This window comes from Pandoraea sp. XY-2 (genome assembly GCF_004193915.1).
GTDB classification, from domain to species: domain Bacteria; phylum Pseudomonadota; class Gammaproteobacteria; order Burkholderiales; family Burkholderiaceae; genus Pandoraea; species Pandoraea cepalis.
On sequence record NZ_CP030849.1, the window covers coordinates 4466901 to 4483118 of the forward strand.

General features: G+C 65.6%; 14 protein-coding genes. 12 read left to right on the plus strand and 2 right to left on the minus strand.

From position 1 onward, the window contains the following. The first annotated feature begins 9 nt into the window (after positions 1 to 9). From pcaF to paaK, 4 genes are all read left to right on the plus strand, one after another. The gene (gene pcaF / locus DRB87_RS20150; RefSeq protein ID WP_130027209.1) at positions 10 to 1212 is read left to right on the plus strand and encodes a 3-oxoadipyl-CoA thiolase; all 1203 of its coding nucleotides are present in this window, start codon (positions 10 to 12) and stop codon (positions 1210 to 1212) included. 52 nt (positions 1213 to 1264) lie between these two features. Next, positions 1265 to 2047 (plus strand): 2-(1,2-epoxy-1,2-dihydrophenyl)acetyl-CoA isomerase PaaG, encoded by a 783-nt coding sequence (gene paaG / locus DRB87_RS20155; RefSeq protein ID WP_130027211.1) that lies wholly within the window; start codon positions 1265 to 1267, stop codon positions 2045 to 2047. A 32-nt stretch (positions 2048 to 2079) separates the two neighbouring features. Then, positions 2080 to 2538: a hydroxyphenylacetyl-CoA thioesterase PaaI gene (paaI, locus tag DRB87_RS20160; RefSeq protein ID WP_174966715.1), complete on the plus strand. Its 459-nt coding sequence runs from the start codon at positions 2080 to 2082 to the stop codon at positions 2536 to 2538. 87 nt (positions 2539 to 2625) lie between these two features. Further along, the gene (gene paaK, locus DRB87_RS20165; protein ID WP_017233189.1) at positions 2626 to 3921 is read left to right on the plus strand and encodes a phenylacetate--CoA ligase PaaK; all 1296 of its coding nucleotides are present in this window, start codon (positions 2626 to 2628) and stop codon (positions 3919 to 3921) included. 73 nt (positions 3922 to 3994) lie between these two features. On the opposite strand, the gene DRB87_RS20170 is transcribed toward paaK, so the two are convergent. After that, entirely contained in the window at positions 3995 to 5137 is a 1143-nt protein-coding gene (locus DRB87_RS20170) for a murein transglycosylase A (RefSeq protein ID WP_240756074.1), read from the minus strand. Here DRB87_RS20170 and DRB87_RS23810 point away from each other — a divergent pair. Continuing rightward, positions 5136 to 5387: a hypothetical protein gene (locus DRB87_RS23810; protein WP_240756075.1), complete on the plus strand. Its 252-nt coding sequence runs from the start codon at positions 5136 to 5138 to the stop codon at positions 5385 to 5387. The genes DRB87_RS20170 and DRB87_RS23810 overlap by 2 nt on opposite strands. A 27-nt stretch (positions 5388 to 5414) precedes the next feature. Here the strand turns inward: DRB87_RS23810 and apaG are convergent, their stop codons facing one another. Beyond that, entirely contained in the window at positions 5415 to 5789 is a 375-nt protein-coding gene (gene apaG, locus DRB87_RS20175) for a Co2+/Mg2+ efflux protein ApaG (protein ID WP_130027213.1), read from the minus strand. A gap of 202 nt (positions 5790 to 5991) precedes the next feature. Between apaG and rpe the strand changes: the two genes are divergently transcribed. From rpe to DRB87_RS20210, 7 genes are all read left to right on the plus strand, one after another. After that, positions 5992 to 6672: a ribulose-phosphate 3-epimerase gene (rpe, locus tag DRB87_RS20180; RefSeq protein WP_130027215.1), complete on the plus strand. Its 681-nt coding sequence runs from the start codon at positions 5992 to 5994 to the stop codon at positions 6670 to 6672. Then, a complete protein-coding gene (locus DRB87_RS20185) occupies positions 6669 to 7385 on the plus strand; it encodes a phosphoglycolate phosphatase (RefSeq protein WP_130027217.1) in 717 nt (238 codons plus the stop codon). Before rpe ends, DRB87_RS20185 begins: the two co-directional genes overlap by 4 nt. Positions 7386 to 7770: 385 nt before the next feature. Next, positions 7771 to 9276, plus strand: a complete 1506-nt coding sequence (trpE, locus tag DRB87_RS20190; protein WP_130027219.1) for an anthranilate synthase component I — start codon at positions 7771 to 7773, stop codon at positions 9274 to 9276. A gap of 248 nt (positions 9277 to 9524) precedes the next feature. After that, the gene (locus DRB87_RS20195; protein WP_130027221.1) at positions 9525 to 11126 is read left to right on the plus strand and encodes an efflux transporter outer membrane subunit; all 1602 of its coding nucleotides are present in this window, start codon (positions 9525 to 9527) and stop codon (positions 11124 to 11126) included. 47 nt (positions 11127 to 11173) lie between these two features. Further along, positions 11174 to 12196, plus strand: coding sequence for an HlyD family secretion protein (locus DRB87_RS20200; protein ID WP_240756340.1), 1023 nt, complete (start codon positions 11174 to 11176; stop codon positions 12194 to 12196). A gap of 10 nt (positions 12197 to 12206) precedes the next feature. Beyond that, complete coding sequence (gene rbbA, locus DRB87_RS20205) at positions 12207 to 15002, plus strand: ribosome-associated ATPase/putative transporter RbbA (protein WP_240756076.1); 2796 nt, start codon at positions 12207 to 12209, stop codon at positions 15000 to 15002. Then, the gene (locus tag DRB87_RS20210; RefSeq protein WP_240756077.1) at positions 15002 to 16192 is read left to right on the plus strand and encodes an ABC transporter permease; all 1191 of its coding nucleotides are present in this window, start codon (positions 15002 to 15004) and stop codon (positions 16190 to 16192) included. The genes rbbA and DRB87_RS20210 overlap by 1 nt, the downstream gene beginning before the upstream one ends. Positions 16193 to 16218 lie beyond the last annotated feature (26 nt).

The following is a 16218-nucleotide window of genomic DNA, read 5'->3' on the forward strand; positions in this document are numbered from 1 at the left end:
TCAACGATCATGACCGAAGCCTTCATCTGCGACGCGATCCGCACCCCCATCGGCCGCTACGGCGGTGCCCTGAAGGACGTACGCGCCGACAACCTCGGCGCGGTTCCCCTCAAGGCGCTCATGGCGCGCAACCCGAACGTCGACTGGACCCTGATCGACGATGTCATCTACGGTTGCGCCAATCAGGCCGGCGAAGACAACCGTAACGTGGCCCGCATGGCATCGCTGCTCGCCGAACTGCCGATCGACGTACCGGGCGCCACGCTCAACCGCCTGTGCGGCTCGGGCATGGACGCCATCGGCACGGCCGCACGCGCCATCAAGGCGGGCGAAGCCGGACTGATGATCGCCGGCGGCGTCGAGTCGATGACCCGCGCGCCGTTCGTGATGGGCAAGGCCGACAGCGCGTTTTCGCGTCAGGCCGCGATCTTCGACACGACCATCGGCTGGCGCTTCATCAACCCGCTGATGAAGGCGCAATACGGCGTGGACTCGATGCCGGAGACGGCTGAAAACGTCGCTGACGACTTCAAGATCAGCCGCGAAGATCAGGACCGCTTCGCCGTGCGCAGCCAGGAAAAGGCGGCGCGCGCGCAGGCCGACGGCACGCTCGCACAGGAAATCACGCCGGTCTCGATCGCACAGAAAAAGGGCGACCCGATCATCGTTGACCGTGACGAGCATCCGCGCGCCACGAGCGTCGAAGCGCTGGCCAAGCTCAAGGGCGTGGTCCGGGCCGACGGCACCGTGACCGCAGGCAATGCCTCCGGCGTCAACGACGGTGCATGCGCCCTGCTGATTGCGAGCGAGAGCGCCGCCAAGCTGCACGGCCTCACGCCGCGCGCGCGCGTGCTCGGCATGGCGACCGCCGGCGTGCCCCCCCGCATCATGGGCATCGGCCCGGCCCCGGCTACGCTCAAGCTGCTGCGGCAATTGAACATGACGCTGGATCAGTTCGACGTGATCGAACTGAACGAAGCCTTCGCGAGCCAGGGGCTGGCGGTGTTGCGTCAGCTCGGCATTGCCGACGACGACGCCCGCGTGAACCCGAACGGCGGCGCGATTGCGCTGGGCCACCCGCTGGGCGCCTCGGGCGCGCGTCTGGTGACCACGGCGATGTATCAGTTGCACCGAACCGGCGGGCGCTACGCGCTGTGCACGATGTGCATCGGCGTGGGCCAGGGCATCGCGATCGCCATCGAGCGCCTCTGATCGCGAGCGCTGCCCCCTCAATCGATATAACGACACCCGGAGGAAGACACCGATGACCGCCACGGTTCAACTGACGCTGCAAGCCAACGTCGCGACGATCACGCTCAACCGACCCGAGAAGCTCAACAGCTTTACGCGGGAGATGCATGCGGCGTTGCGCGACGCCCTCGACACCGCGCAGGCACAAGGGGCGCGCGCCATTGTGCTGACCGGTGCCGGACGCGGCTTCTGCGCCGGGCAGGATCTGGCGGATCTGGACTTCACGCCGGGTGCCTCGACCGATCTCGGGGCGCTGATCGACGAGAACTTCAACCCGCTCGTTCGCAAACTGCGCGCGATGCCGCTGCCGGTGATTGCCGCCGTGAACGGTATCGCCGCGGGCGCGGGCGCGAATCTGGCGCTCGCCTGCGATATCGTGCTGGCGGGCGCGTCGGTCAATTTCCTCCAGGCGTTCGTCAAGATCGGGCTGCTGCCCGACACCGGCGGCACCTGGTTCTTGCCGCAACGTATCGGCATGGCGCGCGCCATGGGGCTGGCCATGCTCGGCGACAAGCTCTCGGCCGAACAGGCCGAGCAGTGGGGCTTGATCTGGCGCTGCGTGGACGACGGCGCGCTCATGCCAGAAGCACAGAAGCTCGCCGCGCAATTGGCGTTGCAACCCACGAAGGCGCTCGCCACCATCAAGGAAGCGCTGTACGCCTCGGCGACCAACACGCTCGACCAACAACTCGATCTCGAACGCGACGGGCAGCGCGCACTGGGCGCATCGTATGACTATGCCGAAGGCGTGAACGCGTTTCTGGAGAAGCGCGCGCCGAAGTTCGAAGGCCGCTGATCGACTGACACCATTACAAGACGAGAGACACGATGAGCCTGACCTCCCCGGCCCCCAAGGCAACCAGTGAGATGACCCCGGAAGAACTCGCCCGCGCCACGGGCGAGGCCATGTACCGCAGCGACCGCGCTAGCCAGTGGCTTGGCATGGAGTTGCAGGAAGTGCGTCCTGGCTATGCGCGCATGACGATGCGTATTCGCGACGAATTCCTCAACGGCCATGCCATCTGTCACGGCGGCCTGATGTTCACGCTGGCCGACTCGACCTTTGCGTTCGCGTGCAACAGCTACAACATCAATACTGTCGCCGCCGGGTGCAGCATCGAGTTCCTGAAGCCGGTCTCGGGGGGCGATACGCTCACGGCCGAGGCACAGGAACAGGTACTCTCGGGGCGTCATGGCATCTACGACATTCGCTTGACGAACTCGGCCGGAGAAGCCGTTGCGATGTTCCGCGGCAAGTCCGCACAGATCAAGGGCAACGTCGTCTGACGCGTCCCGGCAGCACGCGTATCCCGGCATGGGTTCGCGAGACACAGATATCAGTATTAGTCAGTAGCCAGTCCCAAGGAGACAGTCATGACCACCGCCTTGCCGCTCGAGCCGATCGAGAAAGCGAGCCTCGACGAACTGCGCGCCCTTCAGCTCGACCGTCTGAAGACGACGTTGCGGCATGCCTATGAGAATTCGCCGGTGTATCGCCGCAAGTTCGATGAGGCCGGCGTCCACCCGGACGATCTGACCTCGCTGGCCGATCTGGCCAAGTTCCCGTTCACGACGAAGCAGGATCTGCGCGACAGCTATCCGTTCGGCATGTTCGCCGTGCCGATGGAACAGGTTTCGCGCGTGCATGCGTCGTCGGGCACCACCGGCAAGCCGACGGTCGTGGGCTACACGGCCAACGACATCAGCACGTGGGCCGATCTGGTGGCGCGCTCGATCCGTGCCGCCGGCGCGCGTCGCGGCGACAAGGTGCACGTCAGCTACGGCTACGGCCTGTTCACGGGCGGTCTCGGCGCGCACTACGGCGCCGAGCGTGCCGGGTTGACGGTGATCCCGTTCGGGGGCGGTCAGACCGAGAAGCAGGTGCAACTGATTCAGGATTTCAAGCCCGACATCATCATGGTCACGCCGAGCTACATGCTCGCGATTGCCGACGAACTCGAGCGTCAAGGCCTGGTGGCCGCCGAATCGTCGCTACGCATCGGCATCTTCGGCGCCGAGCCGTGGACGAACGACATGCGCTCGGCCATCGAGAAGCGCATGGGCATCGACGCGGTCGACATCTACGGTCTGTCGGAAGTGATGGGCCCCGGGGTCGCCAGTGAATGTGCCGAGACCAAGGACGGCCCGACGATCTGGGAAGATCACTTCTACCCCGAGATCATCGATCCGGTGACCGGAGAAGTGTTGCCCGACGGCGAGTTCGGCGAACTGGTGTTCACGTCGCTCACGAAGGAAGCGCTGCCGATCATCCGCTACCGCACGCGCGATCTCACGCGCCTGCTGCCGGGCACGGCGCGCACGATGCGCCGCATGGAGAAGATCACCGGTCGCTCCGACGACATGATGATCATTCGCGGTGTGAACGTCTTCCCGTCGCAGATCGAGGAATTGCTGCTGCGCCAGCCGTTGCTCTCACCGCACTATCAGATCATCCTGGACAAGGAAGGCCCGATGGACACGATGGCCGTTGAAGTCGAGGCGGCCGTCGGCTGCCATGACGACACGGCGCTGCAATCGGCGGGCGGCGAACTCAAGCGCGACATCAAGACGCTCATCGGCGTGTCGTGCGCGGTGCGCGTGAAGCCGGTCGGCGGCATCGAGCGCTCGGTGGGCAAGGCACGCCGGGTTCTGGACAAGCGGGTGCGATAAGCGCCGGCCGTGTCCGTCACGATGAAAAAAAGCCCGCGATCGATTCGCGGGCTTTTTCGTTGACGCTCGACGCTCACTGATTGGGCAGGAACACCCACATACGGCCGCTCTGGCGCATCCGCCCGGCCAGATCCCCGGCGTCATCGCCCAGCCCCCAGAAGAAATCGGCGCGCACGCCGCCCTTGATGGCGCTGCCGGTGTCCTGCGCGAACATCAACCGGTTGATCGGCGTATTCGCCTGGGCGCCGAACGGCGGGCGCGTGGTCGCGAGGAACACCGGGCTGCCGAGCGGGATCGAGGCCGGATCCACGGCGATCGATCGTTCCGCCGTGAGCGGTACGCCCAAGGCGCCCACCGGCCCCTCGATACCGCCCACGCCGTGATTCGGCATCTCGCGGAAAAAGACGAAACGCGGGTTCACATCGAGCAAGGCATCGACGCGCGACGGATTGGCACGCGCCCACGCGCGAATCCCCTGCATCGTCGCCTGCGCGGGCGTGATCTCGCCATGATCGATCAGCCAGCGTCCGATCGACTTGTACGGCTGGTCGTTGTTGCCCGCGTAGCCCACGCGCATAATCGTGCCATCGTCGAGCAGCACCTGCCCGGAGCCCTGCACCTGCAGGAAGAAAGCCTCGACCGGATCGTCGACGTACACCAGCTCGTGGCCGCGCAGGATGCCGCTGCGCATGAGTTCGGCGCGCGCGGGCAGCGATCCGGCCCGGCGCCCGGTGGGCCATTTGTAAAGCGGTGTCTGATACACGCCGCCACGCACGCGCGAGCCGTGCAGCAGCGGCTCGTAGTAGCCCGTGATCAGGCCCGTCTGCGTGCCGTCGGCGTTCGCGATGCGAAACGGCGTAAAGTATTGTTCGAAGAACTGCCGGACCGCCGCCGGATCCAGATCGTCGATACGCTCGGACGCGCGGCACGCAGGTTGCCAGTTGGTTTGACGACCGAGCTTCACGCAGCTCTGGGCGAGCGCGAGGCGCGCGCCGATGAGCGAGTCGTCCTGCCAGCCGTCGACCTGCGACCACGACACGGGCTGCATGCGACCCGCGCCCGAGGGCGGCGTGGCCACGCTCGACGGTGGCGTGCCTGGACGAGACGTGCTCGTCGGAGGCACACTCGAACAACCGTAGAGCAATGCGGCAAACGCGGCGAACGCCAGGCCCCGGCCGGCGCGCCACCGCCCGAACTTCGTCAGGAAGAGCGTCATGGGTAATCTGTTCGATGAATATCCGGCCTTGCTGGTCTTGCCGGAGGTGTTGCTAGCGATCGCGATCGTCGCCGCGATCGTGGTGATGCGTCGCAAGCCGTCGCCCCAACGCAGGGTTCGCCAGATGCGCGCGATCCGGCCGATGCCGAGCGATACCGTCGACCCGGTGGATTCGCGCGATCGGGACGCGGCCGCAGGCGCGGCCGACGATCCGCTCAAACGCGAAGACTGGTCCGACGACCGCCGATGACGTCCGAACGATGCGCGCATGCCCGGCTCAGTGCAACGTACGCGGCATGGTCAGCGCGAATTCGGCGATGGGAACGTCGAAACGCGTGCCATCCTCGGCCACGCAAAAGTACTCGCCGCGCATGGTGCCGACCGGCGTGGCGACCATCGCCCAGCTCGTATACTCGAACTGCTCACCGGGTTGCAGGAACGGTTGATGCCCGATCACGCCCAGGCCGTTGACTTCCTGCACATGGTTATCGCCATCGGTAATCACCCAATGGCGCGAGATCAGTTGTGCCGGCACTTCCCCGCTGTTGCGAATCGTGATCGTGTAGGCAAAGGCGAATTGCTGGCGATCCGGTTCCGATTGCTCCGGGAGGTATTGCGGGCGCACTGTGACGGTAAATTCATACTGGCTCATCGGGTGTTCCTGTAGCGCATGCGGGCTCTCGGGTGGCGTTTTGCAACGCATTCTGCGGCAAGTCGTCGCGGGTCGCAACCGGCAAAGACGCCAGTCGGCGACCGATTCGAAGGGTATCGGCGCCCGCCGGTTCGGCCCACGACCGGCAGGCATCAAGCGAAAGCTTTAAAATGACGCTTTTGACGCCCTTCCCCCGCCCGCCATGACGCAATTCTGTATCGCCCCCAGCATCCTGTCCGCCGACTTTGCCCGGCTGGGCGAAGAAGTCCGTAATGTCGTGGCGGCCGGCGCCGACTGGATTCACTTCGACGTGATGGACAACCATTACGTTCCCAACCTGACCATCGGCCCGATGGTGTGCGAGGCAATCCGCCCACACGTGGACGTGCCGATCGACGTGCATCTGATGGTACGCCCAGTCGATCGCATCGTGCCCGATTTCGCCAAGGCCGGCGCGAACCTGATCACGTTCCACCCGGAAGCGTCGGAACATGTCGACCGCACGCTCTCCCTGATTCGCGACAACGGTTGCAAAGCCGGTCTCGTGTTCAACCCGGGTACGCCGCTGCATTACCTCGACCACGTGATGGATCGTCTCGATATGGTGCTCATCATGTCGGTGAACCCTGGCTTCGGCGGCCAATCGTTCATTCCCGAAGCGCTCAACAAACTGCGCGCCGTGCGTGCCCGCATCGACGCCTACACGGCCGAGACCGGTCATGAGATTCGTCTGGAAATCGACGGCGGCGTGAAGGTCGAGAACATTGCCGAGATTGCTGCCGCCGGGGCGGACACGTTCGTCGCCGGATCGGCCATTTTCGGCAAACCCGACTACAAGGCGGTCATCGACCAGATGCGCGCCCAACTGGCGAGCGTGGCATGACCGATACCCAAGACCTTCAGCTGGACGGCATTCGCGCAGTGCTGATCGACCTCGACGGCACGCTCGTCGACACGGCGGGCGACTTCGGCATGGCGCTGAACGCCATGCTGGCCGATCTGGGCGTAGCGCCGGTGCCGACCGAGCGCCTGATGACGTTTGTCGGCAAGGGCACCGCCAATCTCATCCGCAAGACGCTCGCCGAGCGCTTCGCCGACGCCGAGATCGACGGCCTGTTCGAACGGGCACAGGACAAGTACGAAGCCGTCTACACGTCGATCAACGGCGCGCACACGACGCTTTATCCCGAAGTGCGCGAAGGACTGGCCGCCTTGCGCGCCGCCGGTCTGCCCGTGGCCTGCATCACCAACAAGCAGCATCGCTTCGCGGTCGCGTTGCTCGCGCATTACGACCTGACCGATCAGTTCGACCTGGTGTATGGCGGCGACTCGTGGCCCAGGCGCAAACCGGACCCGATGCCGCTCGTCAAGGCGTGCGAAGTCTTCGGCGTGTCGCCGGCGCAAGCCGTGCTCGTCGGGGACTCGGGCAACGACGCCCAGGCGGCCCGTGCGGCCGGCTGCCGGTCGTTGACCGTGCCGTATGGCTACAACCATGGCGAATCTGTACAAACGATCGACACGGATGGTATAGTCGGCTCCATTCTGGGCGCCGCCCGGGCGATTTTGCCCAAGGCTACGCCCGCACTGGCGAGCTGAGTTCGCCATCTTCCACACTGCATTCAAGCGCATGTTCCTGAACAAGAAACGGAGTCTGAGCGTGATCGACCGGGGGGCCTGGCCCTGGCGACGCTGGTCCTGCTGAACCCTTCCAAGGGGTGGCCGGGACCGCTGAAGTTCGTCTTCGGCAACCCGTTTCTTGCATCGTTGTTGTTCCCAAGACGTCATACCTCGGCGCGCTGTCTCGCACAGTGCGCGGGTTCGCCGAGCCGCGGCAAGCGCCATCGCATTGCCGGTGCACGCGCGTTCACGGGGCTCGACGTGGGTCAGCACCCCCACCCCGACACGACTCAGGTATTCTCAACGCCAATCCACGCCGAATTTGCGGGAACGCCCGCCGGCAAACTTGCAGGCAGAGTGCAAAATGACCGAACTCGAATTCAAATCGCTGGCCAACCAAGGCTTTAACCGCATTCCGCTGATCGCCGAGGCGCTGGCCGATCTCGACACGCCGCTCTCGCTGTATTTGAAGCTCGCGCTGGGCGACCGGCGCGGCGCGAACACCTTCCTGCTCGAATCGGTGGTCGGCGGCGAGCGCTTCGGCCGCTACTCGTTCATCGGCCTGTCGGCCCACACGCTGCTGCGCAGCTTCGGCCCGAAGACCGAAGTCGTGCGCGACGGCGTCGTCGTCGAGACGCACGATGGCGATCCGCTCGAATTCATCACCCAGTTCCAGGCACGCTTCAAGGTGGCCCTGCGCCCGGGCATGCCGCGCTTTTGCGGCGGTCTTGCGGGCTACTTCGGCTACGACGCCGTGCGCTACATCGAGAAGAAGCTGGCGCACACCACCCCACACGACGACCTGAACCTGCCCGACATCCAGTTGCTGCTCACGGAAGAACTCGCCGTGATCGACAATCTGACCGGCAAGCTCTACCTCATCATCTATGCGGACCCGACCCAGCCCGAAGCGTTTTCGAAGGCTCGCCTGCGTCTGCGCGAGCTGCGCACTCGTTTGAAGGCGCCGGTCGATGCGCCGGTCACGTCCGGCAGCGTGCGCACCGAAACTTTCCGCGAATTCGCCAAGCCGGACTACCTCGCAGCCGTGGCCAAAGCCAAGGACGCCATCGCCGCCGGCGAGCTGATGCAGGTGCAAGTGGGCCAGCGTCTCATCAAGCCGTATCGCGACGCCCCGCTCTCGCTCTACCGTGCCCTGCGCTCGCTCAATCCGTCGCCGTACATGTACTTCTATAACTTCGGTGACTTCCAGGTGGTGGGCGCGTCGCCCGAGATCCTCGTGCGGCAGGAGCGTCGGCAAACGCCCGACGGCGAGCAGGAAATCGTGACGATTCGCCCGCTTGCCGGTACGCGTCCGCGCGGCGCCACGCCCGAGCGAGACGCCGAACTGGCCACCGAATTACTTGGAGATCCGAAGGAAATCGCCGAGCACGTCATGCTCATCGATCTGGCGCGCAATGATGTCGGGCGCATCGCCCAAACAGGCACCGTCGAAGTCACCGACAAGATGGTGATCGAGAAATACTCGCACGTGCAGCACATCGTGAGTTCGGTGGAAGGCCGGCTGCAACCGGGGCTGTCGAATATCGACGTACTGCGCGCGACGTTCCCGGCCGGCACGCTCACCGGCGCGCCGAAGGTTCGCGCGATGGAACTGATCGACGAACTCGAGCCGGTCAAGCGCGGCCTGTACGGCGGCGCCGTGGGGTACCTCTCGTTCGGCGGCGAAATGGATGTCGCCATCGCAATCCGCACCGGTGTCGTCAAGGACGGCAATCTCTATGTGCAGGCCGCGGCCGGCATCGTGGCCGATTCGGTGCCCGAATCCGAATGGCAAGAGACGGAAAACAAGGCGCGCGCCGTGCTGCGGGCGGCCGAGCAGGTGCAGGACGGCCTCGACGCCGAATACTGATCCGTGCGGCGCAGCCTTCCAGGCGCCGCGCCGCCGCACCGATGTCACGCCTGCGCCGGTTTGAGACGCAGCGGCCTCGGTCATATCGGCCGGGTGCAATAGAGGAATACGCAGGGCTCCGAATCGAACCTCGATGCGGGGCCCTTGTTGATTTAGCACAAGCGTTCGCCATTTTCACCCCCCTCCCGCCTACGCCCTGCGGCGTCGCCGCGCTATAGTGAAGTGTCCGTCGCGAGGTTGGGACTTCTATGGCGAAACCCTGCAATTCACCCAGGCGTTCAGGCGTCGCGAACACCGCCGCGACGCCCGTGATTGCCGCGCTCGTCACGACCCTGCTTGGCGGCTGTCTTTCGCTGGCGCCCCGCTACGAACGCCCGGCACCGCCGGTCGCCGACGTGTGGCCCCAAGATGCAAGCACGTCGCCCGCCACGCCGGCCGCGCGGCCGGCGTCAGGGCTCGATTGGCGCGAGTATTTCGCCGATCCCCGACTGCGCGTGCTCATCGAAACCGCCCTGGCCAACAATCGCGATCTGCGCGTCGCGCTCGCCCGGGTCGAACAAGCGCGAGCGGTGTACGGGATTCAACGCGCCGATCAACTGCCGTCGCTCGGCGTGGGCGGCAACCAGACACGTCAACGTCTGCCCGGCGATCTCAGTCTCACCGGCAACCCCTATATCAGCAGCCAATATCAGGTCGGCCTTGGCCTGTCGACGTGGGAGCTGGACTTCTGGGGGCGGATCCGCAATCTGAAGGATGCCGCGCTCGACGACTACCTCGCGTCCGATGCCGCTCGGCGTGCGCTGGCGCTCAGTCTGGTCTCGCAGGTCGCGCAAACGTGGCTGAGCCTGCGCGAATTCGACGAGCGGATCGCCCTCGCGCAGCAGACGGTGGACAGCCGTGCCGAGTCGCTGCGCATCTTCACGCGCCGCGAACAGGTCGGCGCGACCTCGAAGCTCGATCTCACCGAAGTCACCACCCTGTGGCAGCAGGCCCGCGCGCTCGTCGCGCAACTTCAGCAGCAGCGGGCAGCACAGGCCCACGCGCTGCAAGTGCTCGTGGGCGCGCCGATCGATACGTCGCCCGCGGCCCTGGACACCACGGTCGACGACGCCCGCCTGATGCGCGATCTCGACCCCGGCCTGCCGTCGTCGTTGCTGGAAGACCGACCCGACATCATCGCGGCCGAATATCAGTTGCGCGCGGCACACGCCAACATCGGCGCGGCGCGCGCGGCATTCTTCCCACAGATCACGCTCACCGGCTCGGTGGGCACGGCGAGCAGCGCGCTCGATGGCCTGTTCAAGGCCGGCAGCGCCGCATGGACGTTCACGCCCAGCCTCAGTCTGCCGATCTTCCAGGGCGGCCGCCTCGTCAACAATCTCGACCTCGCCGAAGCGCGGCGCGTGGAGTCGGTCGCGAATTACGAGAAGACGATCCAGGGCGCATTCCGCGACGTGGCCGATGCCCTGAGTGCGCGCCGCTGGTTGGCCGATCAGGTCACCATCCTGCAAGCCACGCAGGACGCCCAGGCTGAGCGCGCACGGCTCGCCAAGCTGCGCTACGACCACGGTGCGGCCGCGTTTCTCGAAGTGCTCGATGCCCAACGCGACCTCCTCGCCATTGAACAACAGACCGTGCAGACCCGCCGCGCGCTGCTCTCCGCACGGGTATCGCTCTATACGGCGCTCGGGGGCGGCAGCCGGCTCATGCCCCCTGCCCATGCTCCGGGCGGACCGTTCGCTCGCACGCCGCGGCTCGTCGTGCCGCCGCCTGCCGGCCCGGCCGGCCCAGCGCGTCCGGCGTACACCGCGCCGGGCGCCCACTCAATGCCCGAGGTCAGCCCCCAATGACGCTCCCCAACGCCAAGACACTGGTCCCCGCCCTGATCGTGCTCGCCATGATCGGTTTGGGTTGGTACGGATGGACGACCTTCCGAAACGCCGGACCGGGAGAAGGGTTTGCCAGCGGCAACGGCCGTATCGAAGCCACCGAAGTCGACATCGCCACCAAGCTCGGCGGGCGCGTCGACGCCATCTATGTTCGGGAAGGCGATTTCGTGACGGCGGGCCAGGTGCTTGCCAAGATGCAGATCGACACGCTCAACGCGCAGCGCGACGAGGCCAGTGCGCAGTATCGGCAGGCCGTGACCAACGTGGCGGCAATTCAGGCACAGGCCGCCGCGCGCGTGTCGGACAAGGCGACCGCCGAGGCGAACGTGGCGGCACGCGAGGCCGAACTCGATGCCGCCGCGCGGCGTCTGTCGCGCTCGGAGACTCTGTCGAAAGAAGGCGCGTCGTCGGTGCAGGAGCTGGACGACGATCGTGCGCGCGTTCGCAGCACGCGCGCCGCCGTTACCGCGGCGCGCGCGCAGGTCGCCGCCGCGCAATCGGCTGTGGAGGCGGCCAACGCCCAGGTGATTGGCGCGAAATCGACGGTCGAAGCCGCGCAGGCCACCATCCACCGTATCGAAGCCGACATTGCCGACAGCGAACTCAAGGCGCCGCGCGACGGCCGCGTGCAATTTCGCGTGGCGCAACCCGGCGAAGTGCTGGCGGCGGGTGGCAAGGTGCTCAACCTCGTCGACCTGTCGGATGTGTACATGACGTTCTTCCTGCCCGAGACGGTGGCGGGCCGACTTGCCATGGGCGCCGAAGTTCGCATCATTCTCGACGCGGCGCCGCAGTACGTCATTCCCGCGACCCTGTCCTTCGTCTCGAGCACGGCGCAGTTCACGCCGAAGACCGTCGAGACCGAGAGCGAGCGCCAGAAGCTGATGTTCCGCGTGCGCGCGCAGATTGCGCCTGAATTGCTGCGACAGCATCTGAAGCTCGTGAAGACGGGCCTGCCCGGCGTCGCCTGGGTGAAGACCGATAGTCAGGTGCCGTGGCCGCCCCAACTGCAGACGAAGCTGCCGCGGTGAGCCGCACATCATGACGGCGCCTCCCTCACCTTCGCCTTCGATATCGTCCCCGCCCGGCAGCGGTTTGCCGCCGGCGGTGCATGTCGCCGGCGTGACGCTGCGTTACGGCCGCAAGACCGTCGCATTGGACAACGTCAGCCTGGACCTCCCCGCCCACGGCATGGTCGGCCTGATCGGTCCCGACGGCGTCGGCAAGTCCACCCTGCTATCGCTCATTGCGGGCGCGCGGGTGGTGCAAGCGGGCACCGTCGAAGCGCTCGGCGGCGACATGGCGAGCAAGGCGCATCGCGACCGCGTCTGTCCACGCATCGCCTATATGCCGCAGGGGCTCGGCAAGAATCTCTATCCGACGCTCTCCGTCGAGGAGAACCTGCAATTCTTCGCGCGGCTCTTCGGTCACGATGCCCCGGAGCGGCGCCGCCGCATCGATGACCTCACGCACAGCACCGGCCTGCATGCGTTTCTCGACCGACCGGCCGGCAAGCTCTCCGGCGGCATGAAGCAGAAGCTCGGGCTGTGTTGCGCGCTGATTCATGATCCCGATCTGCTGGTGCTCGACGAGCCGACGACCGGGGTGGATCCGCTCGCGCGCGCTCAGTTCTGGGAATTGATCGCGCGCATTCGTCGCGCGCGACCGACGATGAGCGTGATCGTCGCCACCGCGTATATGGATGAGGCACAGCGCTTCGACTGGCTCGTCGCCATGGACGCGGGCAAGGTGCTCGCGACCGGCACGCCCGCCGAGTTGCTTGCGCACACGCGGCGAGACACCCTGGAAGCGGCGTTCATCGACCTGCTGCCTGCGGAAAAGACGCGCGGCTACGAGCCGGTCGCGATTCCGCCGCTGCCGATCGACGAACACACGGAGATCGCTATCGAGGCCAAAGACCTCACGATGCGCTTCGGCGATTTCGTTGCGGTCGATCACGTGGACTTCCGCATTCGCCGCGGCGAGATCTTCGGCTTCCTCGGCTCGAACGGTTGCGGCAAGACCACCACGATGAAGTTGCTCACCGGCCTGCTGCAAGCGAGCGACGGCCGAGCCTGGCTCTTCGGCCACGAGGTCGATCCGAAGGACATCGGCACACGCCGCCGCGTGGGCTACATGTCGCAGGCGTTTTCGCTCTATACCGAGCTGACGGTGCATCAGAACCTCGTGCTGCACGCCAGGCTGTTCCATGTGCCCGAGGCCCAGGTCGGCGCACGCGTGGCGGAGATGGCCCGTCGCTTCGGTCTGGCGGACGTGCTGGGCGCACTACCCGACACCCTCGCGCTCGGCATGCGTCAGCGCCTGTCGCTCGCCGTGGCGATGGTACACAAGCCCGAACTGTTGATTCTCGATGAGCCGACGTCGGGGGTCGACCCGATCGCGCGCGACAACTTCTGGCGTCTGCTGGTGGCACTGTCGCGCCGGGATCGCGTGACGATCTTCATCTCCACGCACTTCATGAACGAGGCGGAACGCTGCGACCGCATCTCGCTGATGCACGCGGGCAAGGTGCTCGTGTCCGATCCGCCCGCGAAGATTACGCACGACAAGGGCGCGGCGACGCTCGAGCAGGCCTTCATCGAGTATCTCGTGGAAGCGGGGGGCGGCGCATCGCTGGCGCCAGCGTCGTCTGACGCGGCCAACCCATCTGAGTCCACTGTCTTCGTCGAGACGGCGCATCCGCAGCACAAGGCATTCTCGCTCGGCCGCCTGCTCAGCTATCTCTGGCGCGAGACGCTGGAGCTGCAGCGCGACCCGGTGCGCGCCACGCTTGCGCTGGTGGGCTCGCTCGTGTTGATGCTGGTGATGGGCTACGGCATCAGCATGGACGTGGAAGATTTGCGCTACGCCGTGCTCGACCGCGACCAGACCACGTTGAGCCAGAACTACGCGCTCAATATCGCGGGGTCGCGCTACTTCATCGAGCGGCCGCCCATCAAGGACGACGCCGATATGGACCGGCGTCTGCGCGACGGCGAACTGGCGCTGGCCATCGAGATCCCGCCGGGCTTCGCTCGCGACGTGTTACGCGGCAAGGCGGTCGAGATCGGCGCATGGATCGACGGGGCGATGCCGATGCGCGCAGAGACAGTGCAGGGCTATGTGCAGGGGATGCATCAGAACTGGCTGGCGGATCAGTCCCTTCACCGCCTCGGCGCGCGCCCGACGGCGTCGCTCGACATCGAGACCCGGTATCGCTATAACCCCGACGTGAAGAGCCTTCCCGCAATGGTGCCGGCGGTGATTCCGCTGCTTCTGCTGATGCTGCCGGCCATGCTCACGGCCCTGTCCGTGGTGCGGGAGAAGGAACTCGGCTCGATCCTGAACCTGTACGTGACGCCGGTCACCCGCACGGAATTCCTGATCGGCAAGCAGATTCCGTACGTCGCGCTTGCCATGCTGAACTTCCTGCTCATGGCGCTCATCGCCGTGACGCTGTTCGGCGTGCCGATCAAGGGCAGCTTCCTGACACTCGTGAGCGCCGTCTTCATTTTCAACGTCGTCGCCACGGGCATTGGCCTGCTGGCGTCCACTTTCACCCGTAGCCAGATCGCGGCGCTGTTCTTCACGATGATCGGCACGATGATCCCGGCGATTCAGTTTTCCGGGATGCTCACGCCGGTGCCCTCGATGGAGGGCTCGGGCCGGATCATCGGGGAGATCTATCCGTCGAGCTACATGCTGATCATCAGCCGCGGCGTCTTCAACAAGGCGCTCGGGTTTGCCGACCTCGGCAACGCGTTCTGGCCGATGCTGATGGCCGTGCCCGTGGTGATGGGCGCCACGATCCTGTTGCTCAACAAACAGGAGACGTGATGGCAAGCCCGACGCTTCCGCAGGCCTCTCGTCCCGATGCGCCGCCGCAGAACCCGCATCCGTGGCCGCGGCATCTGGCAAACATCTATCGGCTCGGTATCAAGGAGCTATGGAGTCTGGCGCGCGATGTGACGATGCTGGTGCTCATCGTCTATACGTTCACGGCATCGGTCTATTCCGCAGCGACAGCATTGCCCGACACATTGCATCTTGCGCCGATCGCGATTGTGGACGAAGACGCTTCACCGCTCTCGCAGCGCATCGTCTCGGCGTTCTATCCGCCACAGTTCACCGCGCCGCGCATGATTACGGCGGACGCCGTCGATCGCGGCATGGACGAAGGCGCGTACACGTTCGCGTTGAACATTCCGCCCAATTTTCAGCGCGACGTGCTGGCGGGACGTGCGGCCGAAGTCCAGCTCAATGTCGACGCCACGCGCATGAGTCAGGCGTTCACCGGCAGCGGCTATGTGCAGCAGATCGTTTCGGCAGAGGTGCGCGAGTTCCTCCAGCGATACCGATCGAACCCGGCATTGCCAATTGATCTGGCGTTGCGCGTGCGCTTCAACCCGACGCTGGAGCGCGCGTGGTTCGGCGCGCTCATGGAGATCGTCAACAACATCACGATGCTCTCGATCATTCTCACGGGCGCTGCGCTCATTCGCGAGCGCGAGCACGGCACGATCGAGCATCTGCTGGTCATGCCGGTGACACCGACCGAAATCATGGCCGCGAAGATCTGGTCGATGGGATTGGTGGTGCTGATCGCTGCCGCGACGTCGCTTTGGCTGATCGTGAGCGGCGCGCTGCATGTGCCGATCGGCGGGTCGGTGGCGCTGTTCCTGCTGGGGGCAACGCTGCACCTGTTCGCCACCACGTCGATGGGGATTTTTCTTGCGACGCTCGCGCGGTCGATGCCGCAGTTCGGCATGCTGCTGATTCTGGTGCTGCTGCCACTGGAAATGCTCTCGGGCGCGAACACGCCGCGCGAGAGCATGCCACCTCTGGTGAAAGACATCATGCTGGCCGCGCCCACCACGCATTTCGTCGAACTGAGTCAGGCCATCCTGTTCCGAGGGGCCGGGATCGGCGTGGTGTGGGTGCAGTTCATGGCGCTCGCGCTCATCGGCGCCGTTTTCTTCGCCGTCTCACTGCGACGGTTTCGTCGCACGCTCAGTTCGATGGCTTAGCGCGTGCGATAGGTGCCATGGCACGC

Bases quoted from the DNA above. Each gene is read 5' to 3' on its own strand.
- pcaF (WP_130027209.1), top strand. From the start codon at position 10: ATGACCGAAGCCTTCATCTGCGACGCGATCCGCACCCCCATCGGCCGC.
- paaG (WP_130027211.1), top strand. From the start codon at position 1,265: ATGACCGCCACGGTTCAACTGACGCTGCAAGCCAACGTCGCGACGATC.
- paaI (WP_174966715.1), top strand. From the start codon at position 2,080: ATGAGCCTGACCTCCCCGGCCCCCAAGGCAACCAGTGAGATGACCCCG.
- paaK (WP_017233189.1), top strand. From the start codon at position 2,626: ATGACCACCGCCTTGCCGCTCGAGCCGATCGAGAAAGCGAGCCTCGAC.
- DRB87_RS23810 (WP_240756075.1), top strand. From the start codon at position 5,136: ATGGGTAATCTGTTCGATGAATATCCGGCCTTGCTGGTCTTGCCGGAG.
- DRB87_RS20170 (WP_240756074.1), bottom strand. From the start codon at position 5,137: ATGACGCTCTTCCTGACGAAGTTCGGGCGGTGGCGCGCCGGCCGGGGC.
- apaG (WP_130027213.1), bottom strand. From the start codon at position 5,789: ATGAGCCAGTATGAATTTACCGTCACAGTGCGCCCGCAATACCTCCCG.
- rpe (WP_130027215.1), top strand. From the start codon at position 5,992: ATGACGCAATTCTGTATCGCCCCCAGCATCCTGTCCGCCGACTTTGCC.
- DRB87_RS20185 (WP_130027217.1), top strand. From the start codon at position 6,669: ATGACCGATACCCAAGACCTTCAGCTGGACGGCATTCGCGCAGTGCTG.
- trpE (WP_130027219.1), top strand. From the start codon at position 7,771: ATGACCGAACTCGAATTCAAATCGCTGGCCAACCAAGGCTTTAACCGC.
- DRB87_RS20195 (WP_130027221.1), top strand. From the start codon at position 9,525: ATGGCGAAACCCTGCAATTCACCCAGGCGTTCAGGCGTCGCGAACACC.
- DRB87_RS20200 (WP_240756340.1), top strand. From the start codon at position 11,174: ATGATCGGTTTGGGTTGGTACGGATGGACGACCTTCCGAAACGCCGGA.
- rbbA (WP_240756076.1), top strand. From the start codon at position 12,207: ATGACGGCGCCTCCCTCACCTTCGCCTTCGATATCGTCCCCGCCCGGC.
- DRB87_RS20210 (WP_240756077.1), top strand. From the start codon at position 15,002: ATGGCAAGCCCGACGCTTCCGCAGGCCTCTCGTCCCGATGCGCCGCCG.